General features: G+C 68.5%; 20 protein-coding genes. 7 read left to right on the top strand and 13 right to left on the bottom strand.

Going from position 1 to position 19,367, the window contains the following annotated elements; genetic code table 11:
• Window positions 1-313: 313 nt before the first annotated feature.
• The 4 genes from C5E10_RS13240 to C5E10_RS13225 are packed head-to-tail and all read right to left on the bottom strand — an operon-like array spanning window position 314 to window position 3,045.
• Window positions 314-1,066 carry an ABC transporter permease gene (locus C5E10_RS13240; protein WP_104332029.1) on the bottom strand — a complete coding sequence of 251 codons (753 nt, stop codon included), beginning with the start codon at window positions 1,064-1,066 and terminating at the stop codon, window positions 314-316.
• Between the two features lie 5 nt (window positions 1,067-1,071).
• Entirely contained in the window at window positions 1,072-2,037 is a 966-nt protein-coding gene (locus C5E10_RS13235) for an ABC transporter ATP-binding protein (protein WP_104332028.1), read from the bottom strand.
• Window position 2,038: 1 nt separating this feature from the next.
• Complete coding sequence (locus C5E10_RS13230; protein WP_104239989.1) at window positions 2,039-2,344, bottom strand: transcriptional regulator; 306 nt, start codon at window positions 2,342-2,344, stop codon at window positions 2,039-2,041.
• Complete coding sequence (locus tag C5E10_RS13225; RefSeq protein WP_104332027.1) at window positions 2,341-3,045, bottom strand: hypothetical protein; 705 nt, start codon at window positions 3,043-3,045, stop codon at window positions 2,341-2,343. The genes C5E10_RS13230 and C5E10_RS13225 overlap by 4 nt, the downstream gene beginning before the upstream one ends.
• Window positions 3,046-3,111: 66 nt before the next feature.
• On the opposite strand from C5E10_RS13225, the gene C5E10_RS13220 reads away from it, so the two are divergent.
• Complete coding sequence (locus C5E10_RS13220; RefSeq protein WP_104332026.1) at window positions 3,112-3,948, top strand: exodeoxyribonuclease III; 837 nt, start codon at window positions 3,112-3,114, stop codon at window positions 3,946-3,948.
• Between the two features lie 608 nt (window positions 3,949-4,556).
• On the opposite strand, the gene C5E10_RS13215 is transcribed toward C5E10_RS13220, so the two are convergent.
• From C5E10_RS13215 to C5E10_RS13205, 3 genes are all read right to left on the bottom strand, one after another.
• The gene (locus tag C5E10_RS13215; protein WP_104332025.1) at window positions 4,557-5,486 is read right to left on the bottom strand and encodes a carbohydrate ABC transporter permease; all 930 of its coding nucleotides are present in this window, start codon (window positions 5,484-5,486) and stop codon (window positions 4,557-4,559) included.
• Entirely contained in the window at window positions 5,483-6,334 is an 852-nt protein-coding gene (locus C5E10_RS13210) for a carbohydrate ABC transporter permease (protein WP_219820166.1), read from the bottom strand. Before C5E10_RS13210 ends, C5E10_RS13215 begins: the two co-directional genes overlap by 4 nt.
• Before the next feature lie 129 nt (window positions 6,335-6,463).
• The gene (locus C5E10_RS13205; RefSeq protein WP_181062762.1) at window positions 6,464-7,720 is read right to left on the bottom strand and encodes an ABC transporter substrate-binding protein; all 1,257 of its coding nucleotides are present in this window, start codon (window positions 7,718-7,720) and stop codon (window positions 6,464-6,466) included.
• A 225-nt stretch (window positions 7,721-7,945) separates the two neighbouring features.
• Between C5E10_RS13205 and C5E10_RS13200 the strand changes: the two genes are divergently transcribed.
• Window positions 7,946-9,181: a Gfo/Idh/MocA family protein gene (locus C5E10_RS13200; protein WP_104332022.1), complete on the top strand. Its 1,236-nt coding sequence runs from the start codon at window positions 7,946-7,948 to the stop codon at window positions 9,179-9,181.
• A gap of 86 nt (window positions 9,182-9,267) precedes the next feature.
• Window positions 9,268-10,248 (top strand): LacI family DNA-binding transcriptional regulator, encoded by a 981-nt coding sequence (locus tag C5E10_RS13195; RefSeq protein ID WP_104239982.1) that lies wholly within the window; start codon window positions 9,268-9,270, stop codon window positions 10,246-10,248.
• A 57-nt stretch (window positions 10,249-10,305) separates the two neighbouring features.
• Here the strand turns inward: C5E10_RS13195 and C5E10_RS13190 are convergent, their stop codons facing one another.
• Genes C5E10_RS13190 through C5E10_RS13175 form a run of 4 tightly spaced genes read right to left on the bottom strand, consistent with a single transcriptional unit; the run spans window position 10,306 to window position 14,676 of the window.
• Window positions 10,306-11,025: a CoA pyrophosphatase gene (locus C5E10_RS13190; protein WP_104239981.1), complete on the bottom strand. Its 720-nt coding sequence runs from the start codon at window positions 11,023-11,025 to the stop codon at window positions 10,306-10,308.
• A 28-nt stretch (window positions 11,026-11,053) separates the two neighbouring features.
• On the bottom strand, window positions 11,054-11,854 hold the full coding sequence (locus tag C5E10_RS13185) for a DeoR/GlpR family DNA-binding transcription regulator (protein WP_104332021.1): 801 nt from the start codon (window positions 11,852-11,854) through the stop codon (window positions 11,054-11,056).
• A gap of 7 nt (window positions 11,855-11,861) precedes the next feature.
• Window positions 11,862-13,295 (bottom strand): GntP family permease, encoded by a 1,434-nt coding sequence (locus tag C5E10_RS13180; RefSeq protein ID WP_104332035.1) that lies wholly within the window; start codon window positions 13,293-13,295, stop codon window positions 11,862-11,864.
• Window positions 13,288-14,676 (bottom strand): homoserine dehydrogenase, encoded by a 1,389-nt coding sequence (locus tag C5E10_RS13175; RefSeq protein ID WP_104332020.1) that lies wholly within the window; start codon window positions 14,674-14,676, stop codon window positions 13,288-13,290. The genes C5E10_RS13180 and C5E10_RS13175 overlap by 8 nt, the downstream gene beginning before the upstream one ends.
• A gap of 140 nt (window positions 14,677-14,816) precedes the next feature.
• Between C5E10_RS13175 and otnK the strand changes: the two genes are divergently transcribed.
• Both otnK and C5E10_RS13165 read left to right on the top strand, forming a co-directional pair.
• Window positions 14,817-16,070: a 3-oxo-tetronate kinase gene (gene otnK, locus C5E10_RS13170; protein WP_219820365.1), complete on the top strand. Its 1,254-nt coding sequence runs from the start codon at window positions 14,817-14,819 to the stop codon at window positions 16,068-16,070.
• Entirely contained in the window at window positions 16,067-16,720 is a 654-nt protein-coding gene (locus C5E10_RS13165) for a class II aldolase/adducin family protein (RefSeq protein ID WP_104332018.1), read from the top strand. The genes otnK and C5E10_RS13165 overlap by 4 nt, the downstream gene beginning before the upstream one ends.
• A gap of 18 nt (window positions 16,721-16,738) precedes the next feature.
• Here C5E10_RS13165 and C5E10_RS13160 read toward each other — a convergent pair whose 3' ends face one another.
• The gene (locus tag C5E10_RS13160; protein WP_104239975.1) at window positions 16,739-17,272 is read right to left on the bottom strand and encodes a ferritin; all 534 of its coding nucleotides are present in this window, start codon (window positions 17,270-17,272) and stop codon (window positions 16,739-16,741) included.
• Window positions 17,269-17,823 (bottom strand): hypothetical protein, encoded by a 555-nt coding sequence (locus C5E10_RS13155; protein WP_104332017.1) that lies wholly within the window; start codon window positions 17,821-17,823, stop codon window positions 17,269-17,271. The genes C5E10_RS13160 and C5E10_RS13155 overlap by 4 nt, the downstream gene beginning before the upstream one ends.
• Window positions 17,824-17,916: 93 nt before the next feature.
• Between C5E10_RS13155 and C5E10_RS13150 the strand changes: the two genes are divergently transcribed.
• Entirely contained in the window at window positions 17,917-18,576 is a 660-nt protein-coding gene (locus C5E10_RS13150) for an XRE family transcriptional regulator (RefSeq protein ID WP_104239973.1), read from the top strand.
• Between the two features lie 55 nt (window positions 18,577-18,631).
• The gene (locus C5E10_RS13145; protein WP_104332016.1) at window positions 18,632-19,357 is read left to right on the top strand and encodes a GPP34 family phosphoprotein; all 726 of its coding nucleotides are present in this window, start codon (window positions 18,632-18,634) and stop codon (window positions 19,355-19,357) included.
• The last annotated feature ends 10 nt before the right edge of the window (window positions 19,358-19,367 follow it).

Here is a 19,367-nt window from a genome sequence, read left to right as displayed (position 1 = left end):
GGCTGGAAACATCACTTCCTGCTGGAAACATCTCCAGCACGAAGTGACTTCGCCAGCCCGAGTCAGCGAGCCGACCAACCACCCGAGCCGGCAGTTGGACGAACCAGCCCGCCCAGCCTCAACCGGCAGCATCCGACCGCCTCAACCCGCAGCATCCGGATGCGCCACCCGCCTCATCCACTTAACCCCGCCCCACCACCACTCTCGGGCTGGAAACATCACTTCCTGCTGGAAACATCTCCAGCACGAAGTGACTTCGCCACCCCGAGTCGACCAGCGTCGCGGCCGGGGACGCTCGCGGAGCACACCTCCTCTAGGAGAACTTGCGGCCCTCGTCGCGCTTGTACAGGAACACGGCGAGGAAGCCGAGGACCGCAGTCCAGGCGAGGATGCCGATCAGCGCCCACACGGGGAACTCGCCGCCGGAGACGGTCGCGATGACGAGCTCGCGGGCCTGGCGGACAGGCAGCACCCTCGACGCCGAGTCGAGCCAGTCGGGGAACAGGAAAGGCGGCAGGAACAGGCCCCCGCCGAACGCGAGCAGGAACATGAGCACCTGCGTGATCGCGATGGCGGCCTTGGGACCGGCGGTCGTGCCGACGATCGCGCCGATGAGGGCGGAGGGAACCGCGGTGAGCACGACGGCGACGAGTCCGCGCAGCACGCGCATCGGGGTCGGGTCGGCGGCCGTGAACAGTCCGCCGACGACGAGCAGGGGGATGATCGCGAGCGTGGCCATGACCAGGGTGCTGATCACGAGACCCGCGATGCGCGCCGACGGCTTGCCGGGTAGCGTGCGCAGGTAGGGCACCCACGGCTTCGACCGCTGCTCCGCCAGATCGAGGCCGAGGCTGAAGAGGCCGTTCGTCATGAATGCGAAGACGATCATGGATGCGGTGGCCTGCGTCGCGAACGCCGGGTCGTCGACGATGGCGCTCTGCGGCAGCACAAAGAAGCAGAACGCGAGCGTCGGGAAGACGAGCGAGCCGATCACGGCGATGGGCACACGCGCGGTCTCGATGAGCGAGTACTTGACGTGCGTGGCGATGAGTCCTGCAGTGGACATGGTCCTCAGCTCCTGTTCTGGGCGTTCTGCGTCATGGCGAGGAACGCCTCCTCGAGCGTGGCTCCGCGAACCGTCAGGTCCGTGAAGGGTGCACCGGATGCGACGAGCGAGCGGATGAACGCGTCCGAGTCGCGGACGAGTGCCGTCACGAGCCCCACATCCGCTGTCCGCCCACCGGACGCCGAACCCTCGACAGCTTCGGTGAGGGCGTCGGCGTCGATGGCCTGGATGCGCGCGACGTCCACGCCGCGCATCGTGACGCGTCGCCGGGAGACGCTGCCGACAACCGCGGCGAGGCTGCCGTCGGTGATGACGCTGCCGTGGTCGATGACGACGACTCGCTCGGCGAGCTGCTCGATCTCCTCCAGGTGGTGGCTCGTGACGATGACCGCGCAGCCGCTGCGGTGCTTGGCGCGGAGGGCGTCCCAGAGGCTGCGCCTCGCGTCGACGTCGAGGCCCGTGGTCGGCTCGTCGAGGAGCACGAGCTCGGGGTCGCCGACGAAGGCGAGGGCCACGGCGAGCCGACGCTGCTGCCCGCCAGAGAGCGAGCCGCACTGCTTGCCGAGCAGGGGGCCGAGGTCGAACGCATCCACCAGCCCTCCCCTCGCCGCGGGTCTCGGGAAGTGCGCGGCGACGTAGTCGAGCACCTCCCCGACCTTGAGGGCCTCCGGCAGCGCGCTCGCCTGCGGCGTCGAGCCGACGCGGGTGCGGGTGCGCACGTCGAGCGGGTCTCCGTCGAAGAGCCGAACCGTGCCGGTCGTGGGCGAGCGGAGGCCGAGCAGGAGGGACAGCAGCGTCGTCTTGCCCGCGCCGTTCGGGCCGAGGAGGCCCACGCACTCCCCCGCCCGGACGTCGAGGGTGACGCCGTCGAGGGCCGCGTGCTGGCCGAAGCGCTTCACGACGTCGGCGACCTCGACGATGGATCTTGTCGGCGTGGTGGTGCGCTGTTCGCGGGCGGGCTGTGCGTCCATGTCATCCTCCGAGGAGCTTCAGGAGCGCCGTCCGGTAGCTGCGAAACGCTGCGCGTCCGGCGGGGCTGATGGTCAGATAGGTGATGGGCTTGCGGCCGGCGAAGGCCTTGTCGATGACGACGTAGCCGGCGTCCTCGAGCTTCGAGAGGTGCGTCGTGAGGTTCCCGGCGGTCATGTCGAGGAGGCTGCGGAGCTTCGAGAAGGTCATCTCGTCGCCGTCGTCGAGGCTCTCGGCGAGGGTCGTCATGATGCGCAGCCGAGCAGGGGCGTGGATGATCGGGTCGAGGTCGATGCTCGTGTCGCTCATGCGGGCACCTCGTCCCGCAGCGTCGGCTCGCTCGAGATGATGCCCGTGCGCAGCAGCACGATGAACGTGATGAAGATGAGCGGACCCACGGTGCCGTAGACGAGGTAGTGCGTGGGGGCGCCGAGCGCCGTCGCGACGGCCACGAGGGCGACGACAGCGGCGCCGAGGGCGAACTGCGCTCTCGACCGCGACATGGCGGCGCCCGCCATGTAGAGGACGCCGATCGTGAGGGCGAACACGCCTGGCATGAGGAGCGGCGCGAGGGCGGGGTCGTCCACCTGGCGCAGGAGCGACGCCGCGAAGAACCAGGCGCCCATCATCGAGATCGACCAGGAGAAGCCGTAGAGCATACCTGCGGTGTTGCTGCGGCCGCGCATCCCCCGGCCCATCGAGATACCGGAGACCGCCGAGACGATGATGCCGATGACCATGAGCACCCCGAAGACGACGAATGCCGTCGTGGTCGGGATGCGCAGCACCGGGTTGCCGCCGCCGTCCTCAGCGCTCCAGAGGGCGAGGAATCCGACGAGCCAGGCGACGGCCCAGGTGGCGAGCAGGATGTAGAGGGCCCGGTCGAGGCGGGTGCGGGTGGTGCGCTGCTGCTCGCGCATGAGGGCCAGCATCTCGCTCGGCGCGAGGGCTGCCTCGTCGTCCTGCGACGGGGCGCTGCCTGCGGGGGTCGAGCTTCCGTTGATCTCCATGCAAATTAGTTTGCGCCACAAACTAGTTTGCGTCAACCCCGATACCTGGGCGATAGCCTTGAGCGCATGCGCATCGCCACCTGGAACGTCAACTCCATCCGGGCCCGCTCGGGCCGAGTCATCGACTGGATGGTGCGGGCCGACATCGACGTGCTCGCGATGCAGGAGATCAAGTGCAAGCCAGAGCAGTTCCCTCGCGAGGTGTTCGAGGAGGCCGGCTACGAGCTCGAGATCCACGGCCTCAACCAATGGAACGGCGTGGCCTTCGCGAGCCGCCTCCCCATGAGCGACCCGGAGATCACGTTCGCCGACATGCCCGGCTTCGGCAAGACGACCCCAGAGGGCACGCTCCCCCTCGAGGCCCGCGCGCTCGGCGTCACCGTCGAGGACCTCCGCCTCTGGTCGCTCTACGTGCCGAACGGGCGCGAGCTCACGCACGAGCACTACACCTACAAGCTCGCCTGGCTGAAGGCGCTCCTCGCCGACATGACCACGTGGCGGCAGGCGCACCCGGACACCCCGCTGGCGCTCATGGGCGACTTCAACATCGCGCCCCTCGACATCGACGTGTGGGACCTCGCAGCCTTCGTCGACTCGACGCACATCTCAGCCCCTGAGCGCGCCGCGTTCGAGGCGTTCCTCGAGGCCGGCTTCGTCGACACCGTCCGCTCGCGTGGCGTCGAGGGCTACACGTACTGGGACTACAAGCAGCTCCGCTTCCCCCGCGACGAGGGCATGCGCATCGACTTCATCCTCGGGAACACCGAGTTCGACGACCTCGTCGTGGATGCATCCATCGAGCGCGACGAGCGCAAGGGCGACGGCCCGAGCGACCACGTGCCCGTCGTCGTGGAGCTCGACCTCGAGACTTCCCTCGACGACGACCGCCCGATGATCTTCTAGAGCCAACTTGGGGATGGAAACCTCACTTCGTTCCGGGAAGTTCCCCAGCACGAAGCGACCTTTCCATCCCGAGAAGCTGGCTCCGCCCCGAGAAGCTGGCTCCGTTCCCGGGACGCTGGCTCCGCCCCCGAGGCGCGGCTGATCTTCTAGAGCCAACCTCGGGATGGAAACCTCACTTCGTTCCGGGAAGTTCCCCAGCACGAAGCGACTTTTCCATCCCGAGTAGCTGGCTCCGCCCCGAGAAGCTGGCTCCGTTCCCGGGACGCTGGCTCCGCCCCCGAAGCGCTGGCTCCGTTCCCGGGACGCTGGCTCCGCCCCCGACGCGCGGCTGCTCTTCTAGAGCCAACCTCGGGATGGAAACCTCACTTCGTTCCGGGAAGTTCCCCAGCACGAAGCGACTTTTCCATCCTGAGAAGCTGGCTCCACCCCGAGTAGCTGGCTCCGCCCCCGAAGCGCTGACTCCGCCCCCGACGCGCGGCTGCTCTTCCAGAGCCAACCTCGGGATGGAAACCTCACTTCGTTCCGGGAAGTTCCCCAGCACGAAGCGACTTTTCCATCCCGAGAAGCTGGCTCCGCCCCGAAGCGCTGGCTCCGCCCCGAGGCGCTGGCTACTTCTCGGAGCCGGCGACCATGCCCTTGATGAAGTACTTCTGCAGGAAGAGGTAGGCCACGAACACGGGCAGGACGGCGAGCAGCGACGCCGCCGCCGCGGCCGGGAGGTTGCTGCTCTGCACCGAGAAGAACGAGGCGATCGCGGGCGCGATGGTCTGCATCTCGGGCGAGGTGAGGATGTACCCGGAGATCGCGAACTCGTTCCACACGGCGACGCCGGTGAGGATCACTACGGTCGCGGTGACCGGCTTGAGCATGGGGAACACGACGAGGAAGAGGATCTGCAGTCGGTTCGCGCCGTCGATGGTGGCCGCCTCCTCCACCGATTGCGGCAGCGACCTCATGAACGCCGTGTAGAGGAAGATGCTCAGCGGCAGCTGGTGGGTGACCATGACGAGGATCGCGCCCCAGTACGTGTTGAGCGCTCCCATCTGGTTGAGCAGCGTGTAGAGCGGAACGAGGATCGACAGCGGCGGCACCATGATCAGGCCGAGGATGCCGAACGAGACGATGCTGTTGAGCGTCGAGGCGCGTCGGGCGAGCGGATACGCGGCCAGTGCTCCCAGCACGCACACGAGCACCGTCGAGACTCCGGTGACGACGACGCTGTTGCCGATGGCCCGCAGGATGTTGCCGCTCTCGACGGCGATGGCGAAGTTGCCGAAGAAGATGTCCGTCGTCGGGAACAGCCATTGGGAGGAGCGGTCGGTGCGCTCCTTGAAGGCCGTGGTGACGGCGATGAAGAACGGGAGCAGCTGCACGACGGAGGCGACGATGAGGACGGCGCCGAGCCCGAGGGCCGTCCCCGTGGCGCGGCTCGTTCGCTTCGGGCGGCCGGTGCTGCGCGCACGCCCGCCGCTGCGAGGCGGCTTGGTCGGTGGGGCTGGATGCTCCACTTTCGATTCGGTCACGGTCGTTGCAGTCATGCGCGGTCCAGTCGTCGTCGATTGAGCAGGGTGTTGAGCCCGAGGGTGAAGAGCACGATCACGAGGAACAGCACGATGCCCATCCCCGAGGCGTAGCCGGCGCTCTGGTTGTCGAAGTAGGCGACGCCGATGAGCGTCGAGACCGAGTTGGTCGAGTAGCCGGGGCCTCCGCCGGTGAGCACGACGATGACGTCGAAGAGCTTCAGCCCGCCGATGAGGTTGAGCACGATGCTCGTCGCGAACGCCGGCTGCAGGAGGGGCAGCGTGATGTGCCAGAACTGCTTCCAGTACCCGGCACCGTCGAGGGTGGATGCCTCGTAGAGCTCGGTGGGGATCGATTGCAGCCCGGCGAGGTAGATGATCATGGAGACGCCCACGAACTGCAGCGAGTTGACGAGGACGATGATGGCGATCGCGGCGCCCGAGTCGCTGAGCCAGGCGACGCGCTCGCCGCCGAGCCCGACGACGATGTCGTTGAAGGCGCCGTTGTTGTACTGGAAGAGCAGGTAGTACATGGTGCCCATGACCACGGGCGAGACGAGCACCGGCAGGTAGATGATCGCCCGGGCCAGGTTGCGGCCGCGCACCTTCTGGTCGAGGGCAAGTGCGAGCCCGAGCCCGAGGGCCTGCTGGATGATGGTCGACCCGAAGCCGTAGATGAACGTGTTGATGAGCACGAGCCGGAACGTCTCGTCCTGGAAGAGGCGAGTGTAGTTCGAGAAGCCGACGTCACTGCGGTCGGCGCTGTACCCGTTCCAGTTCGTGAAGGAGATGGCGGCGCCCGTCACGAGCGGGTAGATGGTGAAGACGGCGAACAGCAGGAGGGCTGGCACGTAGAGCAGGTTCATCCCTGCTCCGGCGAGAGGGGAGGACCCCCTGCTCCGCCGCGCCCTTGGCGCTCTGGCTGGCAGCTTCTGTGGCGTTCTTGCAGTGTCAAGCGTGCTCATGGGGATCTCCTCTCAGCATCCGCTCGCCGTTCAGCTCTGGCCCCAGAGGCTGGTGAAGTCGGCGTCGACCTGGGTCACGGCCTGGTCGACGCTGGACTGGCCGGTGATGATCGAGTCGGTGGTGGTCACCATCGTGTTCCACATGCCGTTGGGCAGGTAGACGCGGTCGAAGTACGGCACGAGCGGCGCTGAGCCGGAGATGACGTGGGTGTCGAACGACTCCTGCAGCGGGCCGAGGTCTGCCGAGGCGTCGGTGAGTCCGGGGAGGTTGCCGACGGATTCGGCGAGCACGGCGATGTTCTCCGGCTGCGCGAGGAACGCCAGGTAGGCCTTCGCGTCGTCGAGGTGCTCGCTCGTCTTCGAGATGCCGAAGGCGTTGAACTCTCCGCCGACCAGGTACGGGTCTTCGTCCGTGAGGGAGGGGACGGGCATGAAGCCGAGGTTGGCGTCTGGGTTGTACTGCAGGGCGTTGTTGGCCGCCTGGTTCTGGCTGAAGACGAAGGCGGTGTTGCCGTCGGCGAGCGCGCGCGACACGTCGTCGGAGGTCGCCGAGGAGTAGTCGGGGTTGAAGTAGCCGGAGGTGCGCCACCCGTCGATGAGGTCGAGCGTCGCCGCGTAGGGGGCGTCGACGAAGGAACCGGCGCTGAGCTCGTCGAGCTGCTCGGGCGTGTAGGCGCCGGCGACGATCCAGTCGGTGAGGTTGCCGGCGGGGCCACCGTCCTTGCCGGACACGGCGATCGGGGCGATGCCGCTCGCATCGACGGCCGCGGCGGCTTCGGCGAAGTCGTCCCAGGTGGAGATGGAGGCGGGGTCGACGCCGGCCGCGGTGAGCACGTCGGCGTTGTAGATGATGCCTGCGACGTCGGTGTCGATGGGGAGGGCGAAGAACTCGCCGGCGTCGTTGCGCATGGCCGAGTCGAGGGCTGGGTTGAAGTTGGCGGCCCAGGCCTCGTTCTGGAGGGGCTCGAGGAACTCGCTGTAGCGGAGGAGCGACCATCCGTGGGTGGCGAAGATGTCCGGGGCATCGCCTGCTGCGAGCCTGACCTTCATGTCGGCCTCGTACTGCGAGCTGGGCGCGACGAGGTCGATCGTGACGCCCGGGTTGGCCTCTTCGAAGGCGGCAGTCACTTCCTCGAGGGCGATCATGAGCTTGGAGTCGACGGAGGCGTTGGTCTGGAACTCGATGGTGCTGCCGGATTCGGCGGAGCCTCCACTGCAACCGGTGAGGGCGAGGAGGAGCGTCGCTGCGACGGAGGCTGCCGCGACGGTGGTAGCGCGAGACTTCATTGTCATTCCTTCGTGTGGGCGATGGATCCGGCCGACCGCAAGGACGCGGATGGCTCCATCGCTATCTGCCGACAATTTATGCGAGTAAATATTTAACCGCAAGGGCCAATAATTCAGACAGATATTGTGTTGACGCGAGTAAATAGTCGTGCGATGCTCGAGGTCCGCGCCCGACTCCCCACCGTGGTGGAGCCAGGGTTTTCCTGTCACCTTGAAAGGTCACCAATGTCGCTGTCCCTGGGAATCGTCGGAGCCGGTCAGTTCGCCGGCCAGTTCGCCACCCTCTTCAAACTCCACCCCGGCGTCGACCGGATCCTCGTGACCGACGTGCTGCCCGAGCGCGCGGAGGCGCTCAACGCATCCGCCGAGCTCGACGGAACCGCCGAGAGCTTCGAGGCCCTCCTCGCCGACGACTCGATCGACGCGATCGCCCTCTTCACCCAGCGCTGGACGCACGGTCCGCTGGTGCTCCGCGCGCTGCAGGCTGGCAAGCACGTGTACTCGGCAGTGCCCATGGCCATCTCGGAAGACGAGATCGCCGCCATCATCGAGGCGGTACGCGAGACCGGCCTCACCTACATGATGGGCGAGACCAGCTACTACAACCCGGCGACGATCTACGCGCGCAACCAGCTCGCCGACGGGAAGTTCGGGCGCATCTTCTACGCCGAGGGCGACTACGTCCACGACATGGACCTGGGCTTCTACGATGCCTACGCCTACTCGGGAGGCGCCGAGTGGAAGCGCACCGCGAGCTATCCGCCCATGCTCTACCCGACCCACTCCATCGGCGGCGTCCTCGGTGCCATCCCGGGCCACGCCACCAGCGTGAGCTGCATCGGCGTGGTCGACGACCGCCAGGACGGCGTCTTCGACCGCGAGATCAGCATGTTCGACAACAACTTCTCGAACGCGACGGCCCTCTTCGAGCTTTCCGAGGGCGGGTCCATGCGGATCAACGAGATGCGTCGCGTCGGCTACCCCTCGCACATCCGCGAGAGCCGGTTCCGCTACTTCGGCACGGAGGGCAGCTTCGAGCAGCTCGCCGAGGTCGCCGTGTGGCAGGACAAGCAGGGCGTCACGGATGTCTCCGACCTGATCGCGACGGATGCGACTGCGGATGCCGACGACCCGTCGCTCGCGCACGTCGCCCCTGCCCTGCGCGACGCGTTCGTGTCCGGGCACTCGAAGGTGCACGACACCTCGCGGCTCCCCGCGGAGTTCTCAGGTGTCCACAACGGACACGAGGGCAGCCACCACTTCCTCGTCGACGACTTCGTCACCGCGGTCAACAACCGCACCCTCCCGCCCGTCAATGCCTGGGTCGCCGCGCGCTTCACGCTGCCAGGCATCGTCGCGCACCGCTCTGCCCTTGCTGGTGGGGAGCGCCTCCCGATCAACGACTTCGGCGACGCACCCGCAGCGCTCGGTGCAGTGAGCGCCGACGCCGCACACGCCTGACGGAGCGAGCGGTGAAGATGCGGGCGTCCGAGGATTCGGGCGCCCGCATCGACCGTAAGATCGACTCGAGTGAACGAGGAGTAGTGATGCCCGAAGGTGCACCCCGGAAGGTCACGCGCCGGGACGTTGCGCGCCACGCAGGTGTCAGCGATGCCGTCGTCACGTACACCCTCAACGGCCGTGCCCCCGTCGCGCCGGCGACCGCGGCGCGCGTGCGCGAATCGATTCGAATCCTCGGCTACACGCCGAACGCCGCGGCCCGCGCACTGAAGATGGGCTCCTCACGGCTCATCGGCATCATCGTGCCGGACACCACGAACCCGTTCTGGTCGGAGCTGTGCCAGCAGGTCGAGAACGTGGCGGCGCGTGAGGGCTACGCCGTGCTCGTCGTGAACTCGCGCGACGACGACAACCGGGCCATCGCACTCGCCCGGTCCCTCGCCTCCCGGCAGGTCGACGGATTCCTCGTCGCCTCCATCGTGCACCCGAACGAGGTCACCGCCTTCAACGCGCTCGGCATCCGCTGGGCCACCCTCAACAACCCCCACCCCATCGCAGGCACCATGGGTGTCGGCGTCGACCTCGATCAGGGCGCACGCGACGCCACGCGCCACCTCATCGATCACGGCTACCGCAGGATCGCCTTCGTCGGCTCGACGAAGGATGCCCGCTACGGCGGGTGGACGGCCGAGCTCGCCTCCGCCGGCCTCGAGCCCGGGCTCGTGTTCCCCGCCGACTTCGAACGCCGCTCCGGGTACCTCGCCGGCCGCAACCTCGCCGCCGCGAGCGCCCAGGTCGACGCGGTCTTCATGAGCTCCGACCAGCTCGCGATCGGAGCGATGCGGGCGCTCCACGAGGCTGGCGTCGACATGCCGGGCGACGTCGCCGTCGTCTCGTTCGACGGCACGGACGACGCCGAGTACGCCTGGCCGGGGCTCACGACGCTCGCCCAGCCCATCGCCGAGCTCGCCGAGCAGGCCGTCTTCCGGCTGCTCGGCGTCGGGAGCATCCCGGACGAGCGGCCTCGGGGCGAGCTCGTCATCCGGAGGTCCTGCGGCTGCGAGTGAGCCCACCGACTCGGCGGTCGCGGCCTCGCGCCACGCTGATTCGGGCGAATGGCGAGCTCAGGCGTCGGGGAGCTCGAACTCCCGCGCCTGGTCCCAGGGCTCGGTCCAGCCGAGGCGGTCGAAGATGCCGTCGAGCAGCATCGCCGTGAAGCCCCAGACGAGGTGCTCGCCCGATTCGTTCCGCACCAGGAACGCCGGGCCGCGCCACTCCTCGCCGTCGCGGCGCAGGACCGTGGTGCCCCGATTCATGGGGTCCAGCAGCTCGGCGACGGGGGCACGGAACACGGCAGCCGACTCCGCCTCATCGACGACACCCACCTCGGACGCACGCCGCCACCAGGCGAGCACGGGCGTCACGAGATGCCGCGAGTAGGTGAGGGGCACGGGCTCGAGGGGACCGAGCACGTCGATGCCATCGGCATCGAGACCCGTCTCCTCCACCGCCTCGCGCAGCGCGGCAGCAACCGCGTCCCTGTCCTCCGCGTCGACCCGGCCGCCCGGGAACGCGACCTGGCCCGGGTGTGAGCGCAGCGTCGAAGCTCGCGCGAGCAGCAGCACGTCGAGGTCACGGGAGACGGCGCCGGCCTGTGCTTCGCGATCGCTGGGAAGCGAGTCGAGGACGCCGAAGAGGATGAGCACCGCGGCCGAACGGGAGACGCGCACGAGGCGCTCATCGACGGGCGACAGGTGCACGGCAGGCTCTCGCCCAGCAGCCGCGCACTCGGCGAGCTCGGTCAGCTGCGCTCGCGCCGCCTTCGTCACGGGTTCAGGATGCACGGCTTCAGCGTACGCGGCGCTCGCTGGCTCAGCCGTGCACCGCGGCGGTCACGAGCTCGACACCGATCTCGCGCACCGCCGCCGCGTCGGCCTCGGAGATGCCCTCGTCGGTGATGACGGTCGAGAAGCGATCGAGCCCGCAGACGCGGTAGATCGAGTAGCTGCCGAGTTTGCTGCTCGTGGCCAGCAGCACCGCGCTGCTTGCCACCTCCATGGCGGCCAGCTTCACATCCACCTTCTCAGCGCTCGGCGTGGTGACTCCACGCTGGGCGTCCCACGAGCTGGCGCTCACGAACGCGATGTCCACCGCGAGCTGGCGGAGCACGCCTGCCGCGAGGTGCCCCACGCTGGAGCGGTTCGCGTGGTCGAGCTTGCCGCCGATGTGCACGACCTCGACGTGAGCGTCGCCGATGAGGGAGCTCACGATCGTGAAGTCGTTCGTGACCACCGTCGGCGCTGCCAGCGCCCGGATCGCGGGGAGCAACGACGAGGTCGTCGTCCCCGCATCCAGGTAGTAGACGCCGTCGTCGCGGAGCAGCTTCCCCGCGGCGAGGCCGATGGCCGCCTTCTGCGCCCGCTCCGAGCTCGCCTTCGCGTCGAAGCTGGGCTCGACCGCGACGGAGCGCGCCGAGCGCACTCCCCCTGGCACCACCGCGGCGACGCCCTGGCTCACGAGTTCCCCGATGTCCCGGCGCACCGTCATGTGCGACACCCCGAGCAGCTCCGTGAGCTGATGCACGCTGAGCACCTCGTGGGCGCTCAGCAGCTCGAGGATCTTCTGACGTCGCTGGTCCGGAATCAACGGCGGCTCCTCGGTGTGGCTTCTCATGCGACCTCTAGATCAGTCCTGCGTAGTACAGCACGAGAACGATAGCGAATCCCGTCACGCCCGAGATGATCGAGGCGACGCCGATCGACCTGATCCCCTGGCCGACCGTCATGTTCGACAGGGTCGTGGTCACCCAGAACCCGGACGAGTTGGCGTGCTTGAAGATCTGCGCGCCCGTGCCGCAGGCGAGGTAGACGGCGAGCGCGGACACACCGAGGTCGTCGATGAGGGGAGCCATGATCGCCGACGCCGTGAGCATCCCGAGGATGTTGGAGCCCGTGATGGTGCAGATCGCCGCCGCGACGAGGAAGGGCACGATGAGGGGCGGGATGCCGACGTCCTGGATGACCTCCGACATGCGCTCGGCCACCCCGGTCTCGCGGATGAGGAGGGCGAGCGCGCCGCCGACGCCGGTCAGGGCGAGCGGCATGGCGGCCGTGCGCAGGCCGTCCTCGAACATGCCGTTGACGATCTCCTTGCGACGCCACGCGCCACCGAAGAGGGGGAGGGTCGACAGCACGCCGATCGCGAGCGCCATGATGGGCGCTCCGACGAAGCCGACGAGCTCCTGGATGAACGAGCCCTCCGGAAGCGTCGGCCCCAGCAGCGAGTCGATCATGATGAGCGAGATCGGCAGGTAGATGGGGAGCAGGGCGAAGCCGAGCCGGACGGGGAGCCCCGTGAACGGGCTGAGCGCGAGCGTGCGGCCGACGCCGCCGTTCTGAGCGGTGAGCGTCTTCGTGGTGCCTGAGCCGCCTTCGCGCTGCTCCTGCTCGGCCTGCTGCTCTGCCTTGGCGATCGACTCGATGAACTCCGCCTTGGGTGCGACGTAGGTCTTGATGCGCGTCAGGTAGAACGTGGCGACCGCGATGCCGGGCAGCCCGACGAGCAGTCCGTACATGATGGACATGCCGAAGTCGAGGCCGAGGACCCCCGCCGCGGCGAGGGGGCCGGGCCCTGGCACGATCAGCGAGGTCATCACGTAGGCGCCGATGTAGAGGATCGGGCCGAACTTCATCATCGACTCCTTCGACCGGTAGGCCATGGCGGAGACGATCGGGATGAGCATGATGACGGTCGTGTCGGCGATCAGGGGGATGCCGATGATGGTCGAGGCGAGGGCGATGCCCCAGGGCATCTTGCGCTTCGTTCCGAGCATCTTCTCGACGGACTGCGTGATGCGCAGCGCCCCGCCGCTGATCTCGAGCGCCTTGCCGAGCACGCAGCCGAACACGATGAGGAGGCCGACGTTCGCGAGCGTGTTCCCGAAGCCCTCGTTGATGAGGGAGACGGTGCCGGCGCCGCCCTGCCCGAACATGAGGCTCAGCACGGCGACCACCACGAAGAGCACGAACACGGGATGCACCTTGAACCGTCCGATCATGAGCACGAGGCCCACGATCGCGAACGCGAAGGAGAGGAGGATGAAGACGTCAGACATGGCTGCCCTCCCGGACGTCGTCGCCGGCCCACGCGGCGAGGAGCTCGGCGTCGTGGTCGGCGAGGTCATCGATGAGGATGAGCTCGCCGGCACGCACGTCCCGGGCGAGCGTCGCGCGCGACGCGACGTAGAGCGGGGCCACCTTCTCGGACTCGGGACCCGCCTCGAGCAGCACTGCCTGCACGCCGGTCACGTCGTGGTGGTGTCCACCCATCTCGAGGAGCGTCCCCGCGGCCAGGTCCGCTTTCGCTCGACCTGCCATGAGGATGCTCCTCGTCGGCTCCGGACTGCCGTACGGCGCCCCGAGGTGCACGGCGAGCAGCAGCGTCATCGGCGTCTCGACGCCCATGAAGTGGTACGGCAGGTAGATGCAGGCGTACTCGCCGGAGCGACTGACGACGTGGCCCTTGCCGCGCAGCACCTCCCAGGTCTGCGCGTCGTAGGTGCGCACGACGACGAAGACGCCGCCGCCGAACGATGCCTCGTCCGGGGTTCGCAGCACGGAGAACACGTCGACGACGCCGGTGCGCTCGAGCACTCCGCCGGAGGACTTCGGCGCGTAGATGTCGGCGAGCTCGCTGATGCGGGCCACGGGGTAGTGCATGAGCTCGTCGTCGACGACGAAGCCGGTGTGGTTGGCGACGACCGCCATCTCGCAGTAGTCGGCCGTAGCGCCGGTGGGGAGCGCCGCGACGGCTTCGGCGCGAGCGCGCAGCGTCGCGGGGATGTCATCGCCGAGCGTCAGATGCTCGCCGAGCTGCGGTGCGTGGATCTGCTTGTCGAGGTGGGTGACGGTGCCGGCGGACGGGTCGAAGACGAGGTCGTACTCGCTGGACTTGCCTATGGCGACGATGTCGAGTCCCAGCGTCCGCACCCAGGAGACCAGGGCGATGAGGTTCGCGGGCTGGTCTCCGCTGGCGGGCGTGTAGACGACGCCGTTCTCGCGGGCGATCGAGGCGAGCTCGACGCCGGCGACCGAGTCGACCTCCTTCGAGACCATGGCGACCGGCCTCGACGCTCGCAGCGCATCCGCGGCCACCCGATAGCCGAACCCCGGGTCCCCGGTTGCCTCGACGAGGATGTCGAAGGCCTCGGGAGGCAGAAGCTCGCGGCTCGCGACCACGGCGGTCTTGCCGGCCGCGACGACCTCGAGCACTTCGCCTGGTGTGCCGCAGACGACGAGGGACTCGGCGGCGAAGCCGACCTCGAGGGCGAGCGCACGCGCACCTTCAGGGTCGAGGTCGCAGAGCACGCTGGCGTGCAGGTCCTCGATCTGCGTGGTCTGCGCGAGCAGGGTGCGAGCGAATCCACCTTTGGCCCCGGTGAGCGCATACTGCACGCGGGTCCCGCGATGCGCGGCGAGAAGGTACTCGATGTTCATTGGTCTCCGTATGGCGTCGTTGCCAACGACCGGCAGGTCGTCGTGCTGACATCATGTATAAAGGATTCACAGATCATGTGCAAACACTCACAGATATTCACACCGTCTCGTTCGAGTGCTGCAGCAGGAGGGAACCCAACTTGACGATTCTTCACGGCTGCGTGGCCGACGACTTCACCGGAGCAGTCGACCTCGCGGGAAACTTCGCGGCACGGGGGCTGAACGCAGTCGTCATCACCGAGCCCGACGCAGCGCTGCACGAGCTCCCCGCCGACACCGAGGCGGTCATCATCGCCCTCAAGACGAGAACCGCGTCGCCCGACACAGCTGTCCGCCAGAGCGTGGATGCATTCCGCCGGCTGACCGAGGCAGGCGCACGCCAGCTCTACTTCAAGTACTGCTCGACCTTCGACTCGACCGAGCACGGCAACATCGGCCCCGTCATCGACGCCATGCTCGCCGAGCTCGACCTCACGACGACGATCGTCGTCCCATCGTTCCCCGGCAACGGGCGAACCGTGCGCGACGGCCGGCTCTCCGTCTGGGGCGAGCTGCTCGAGCACAGCTCGATGCGCCACCACCCGCTCACGCCCATGACCGAATCCGACGTGCGCCTGCTGCTCAGCCGTCAGGCGCAGACCCCGGTCGGCTTCATCGACCTCGCGACGGTTCGCGACAGCGTGGAGGCGCTGAGCGCAGCGCTCGAGGGCGCCTCGACTCCCAGCGCGGTGGTCATCGACGCCGTCACGGACGCCGACCTCGCCACCATCGCGACCGCCACCGCAGGGCTGAGGTTCGTCACAGGCGGGTCCGGACTCGCGCTCGGCGTCCCGGTGCCCGAACGGCGCGCAGCCGAGGCGCCCCGACTCGCGGCGCTCGCCGGCCACCGTGTCATCCTCTGCGGCAGCGCCTCCAAGCGGACCCAGGAGCAGGTGCAGGCAGCCAAGAAGGCGGGATTCCTCAGCCTGCAGGTCGATCCCCTCGCCGACACCGAGCAGACCGCGTCCATCGTCAGGTGGGCGCGCGAATCCTGGGCGGAACGCCCAGACGTGCCCGTCCTCGTCTACGCGACCGGCTCCCCCGACGACCTCGCCACCGACGACGCGTCAGCGCACTCCGACGCCGCCGATCGCATCGAGCGCACGCTCGCCGAGGCCGCAATCGCACTCATCGACGCCGGCGCCGTCGAGGTCATCTCGGCAGGCGGCGAGACCTCCGGCCGCATCGTGACCGAGCTGGGGATCAGCAGCCTCAAGCTCGGACAGCCGATCTGCCCTGGCGTGAGTTGGGCCCGAGCGACGACCGCCGACGACCACGTGATCAACCTGGCCCTCAAATCCGGGAACTTCGGCTCCACCGAGTTCTTCGTCGAGGCCTGGGACGAGCTCGCGTGACCCCGACCGCCACCCTCGACCAGGCCACCGAGCTCCTCGACGCCGGACGCCGGCTCTCCGACCTCGGACTCAGCCCCGGCACCTCAGGCAACATCTCCATGCGACTGGGCGAGCGGATGCTCATGAGCCCGACCGGCACGGAGCTCGGACGGCTCAAGGCCGACCAGCTCTCCGAGGTCTCCCTGGCAGACGGCGCGCACCTCGCCGGACCCCGACCGTCGAAGGAACATCCGCTGCACCGGGCGTTCTACGAGCGCAACCCGCACACGCACGCCGTCATCCACCTGCACTCCATGCACGCCGTCGCCGTGTCCCTGCTCGACCCGTGGACCACGAGGTCGGCGCTCCCCCCGCTCACCCCGTACTTCGTCATGCGCGTGGGGCAGACCCCGCTTGTGCCCTACGCGCACCCCGGCGATCACGACCAGGCCGACGGCATCCGCGCACTCGACTTCGCGTTCGACGCCGTGCTCATCCAGAACCACGGGCCAGTGACCAGCGGCGCCACCATGGACGCCGCGATCCAGGCCGCGATCGAACTCGAAGAGGTCAGCAAGATAGCCCTCATCACCCGAGGGCACCGGGTCGCCCAGCTCACCCAGACGCAGGCACAGGAACTCGCGCTGCAGTACGGGCGGAACTGGGACTGACCCGGGCCGAGCCGGCTGCTACAGCGCGCCGCCTGCGGCCGCAGGCGCGTCCGCGTCCTGGCCGCTGTCGCCGATGGTCTCGCGGGCGATGAAGTTCTCGATGTCGAACAGGTTGTCGCCGGCGCGCTTCGCGATCGTGACGAGCGTCGACATGGAGGCGACCTCCTCGACCTGCTCCTTCAGGAACCAGAGCATCGCCTGCTCGCCGATGGCGTCGCCGTCAGCACGCGCAGCGCGGAACAGCGCCTCGATCTGCGAGGTCACCTCCTGCTCCTGCGCGAGCGCAAGCGCGATGGGCTCGACCACATCGGCGAACTCGGTCTTCGGCGCGGCGACGCCGGGGATCGTGACGCCGAGGTCGCGGTCGAGGCGGTACTGCACGAGCATCATCGCGTGGTTCCGCTCCTCGACCGACTGCTGGTAGAAGTGCGCCGCGAGCTGCGGGAGGTCGTGGTTGTCGAACCAGACGGCGATCGCGATGTACTGCTGCGAGGCCGAGAACTCGTTGCCGATCTGGGCGGTCAGAAGGTCATTGAACGTAGATGAAGTCACGCCGCAACGCTACTCCTGGCAGGTTTCGCGTGGCGGTCAAGTTTCGTCGCGGTGCGAATCGTCCACAGGAGCAGGGCGACACCGGTCGCCGCCACGAAGGGGAGGCAGGTCAGGCCGAAGGCATCCCCGATGATGGCCCCCGTGCTCCCCCAGTACCTGGTCTGGTCGGCATCCACGCCGATCCCCGCGACGATGCTGTCCACGATGACGGCGACGCTCAGCGCTGCGCATGCGGATGCGGCCAGGACGGCGACCGAGGCCAGCCACAGCAGCGACGCTCGCAGGCTCATCGCGATGGCCCTCGTCACATCGAGCGCCAGCCACACGCCGAGCACCACCGCTGCCGCGATGCTGGCGTACGCGATCGGGATGAGCGTGCCGGCGAGGCGCGCACCCTCCGCGGAGTCGCGATCGACGTCGGATCCGGCCGCCGCGTTCGGGAACACCAGCAGCATGTACGCCAGGTACCCGGCGATGATGACGAGCAGCACCGCCCTGATCGCGGCGCGCGCGACCCAGCCACGGTCAGCACCAGCGCTCGTCTCGCTCATGACCGCAACGCTAGAGCCAGGCGCGCCCAACACCAAACGACGCGGGCGGGCCGGTCGGCGAAAGCTAGGCTTGAACGGAACCCCGGAGGCTGCATGAGCGACGCACACGACCACGACGAGATCGGCGTGGGCTCCGTGCACCGCGAGGTCGACCCGGCCACGGTCGGCCCGCAGCCGGGCGACCTCGAGCGTGCCATCGCCATCCAGGTGCGCGCGTACCGCCTCGCGACCGGGATGTCGGTCGCCGAGATGGCCGACAAGGTCGGCATCTCCAAGGCCATGCTCTCGAAGATCGAGAACGCCCTCACCTCCTGCAGCCTCACCACGCTCGGCCGCCTCGCGCACGGCCTCGACGTGCCCGTCACCGCCCTCTTCCGCGGCGTCGACTCCGACAGGGAGGCCGTCTACGTGCCGGCCGGTCACGGGGCGCAGATCGTGCGCCGCGGCTCCCGATCCGGCCACCTCTACGAGCTGCTCGGCGCCCTGCGCGGCCAGCACAAGCGCATGGAGGCGGTGCTCGTGACGCTGACCGAGGCGAGCGAGGTGTTCCCCCTCTTCCAGCATCCGGGCACCGAGCTGCTCTACATGCTCGAGGGCCGCATGGCCTACGGGCACGGGGATGCGCGCTACGAGATGGGCCCCGGCGACACCCTGCAGTTCGACGGCGAGGGCCCGCATGGCCCGGAGGAGCTCATCGAGCTCCCGGCGCGTTTCCTCTCCGTCACGGCGTACGGAGACCGCGCGGAAGGCTGAGCCTCGGCTGGTACCTTGGCCGGCACGACGACTCGCGCACCTGCCAGGGGGAACCATGGAACAGCCCGACCACATCCCGGCCATCGGCCCCGACGAAGCGCAGCCGTTGCTCGCCGAAGATCTGCTGCTGCTGCTCTTCAATCCAGACGACGGAACGATCGGCGGCGAAGGCACCCTCTTCTACGTGCTCGCCGGTGCCGTGCTCACCGAGCTGGCCCTGAACGACCAGGTCGCGATCGAGAAGGCGGGCCTGCGCGGGACCCTGGTGCTCTCCGTGGGTGAGACGGCGCCGGACGACGAGATCCTCCGGGCCGCGTGGGAGTACTCCGACGGGAAGCGGCGCGAGGTGCAGGGCATGCTCGCGTCCATCGGCCCCAAACTGCGCGGCCAGCTGCTGGAGAGCCTCATCTTCCGTGACGACCTGCTCCGCGAGCAGGGCAAGACGTTCGGGTTCATCCCCAAGACCACCATCAGCCTGGGCGACACGGGCCGACGAGCGAAGCTCATGAGCCGAGTCCAAGCCGTGCTCATCGACGGCGCCGAGCCCGACGCCCGAACTGCTGCACTCGCGGCGCTGCTCTCCGCGAGCGGCTCGCTGCCCACCCTGCACCGAGAGCTCCCGTGGGAGACCGACGTGATCAACCGGGCGAAGGCGCTCGAGGCCGGCGACTGGGGAGCGGCCGCCGCGAGCTCGGCGGTCGCGCGCACCATGAACGCGATCACCATCAACGCCGCCGTCGCCGCGAGCGTCGCCGCCAACGCGAACGCCGCGAACAGCTAGCCCCGTGCAG

Source organism: Pseudoclavibacter sp. RFBG4 (assembly GCF_002931515.1).
In the GTDB taxonomy this organism is placed as follows: domain Bacteria; phylum Actinomycetota; class Actinomycetes; order Actinomycetales; family Microbacteriaceae; genus Pseudoclavibacter.
Note: the sequence above shows the minus strand (reverse complement) of the source record. Positions and strands in the feature narration are given on the sequence as shown.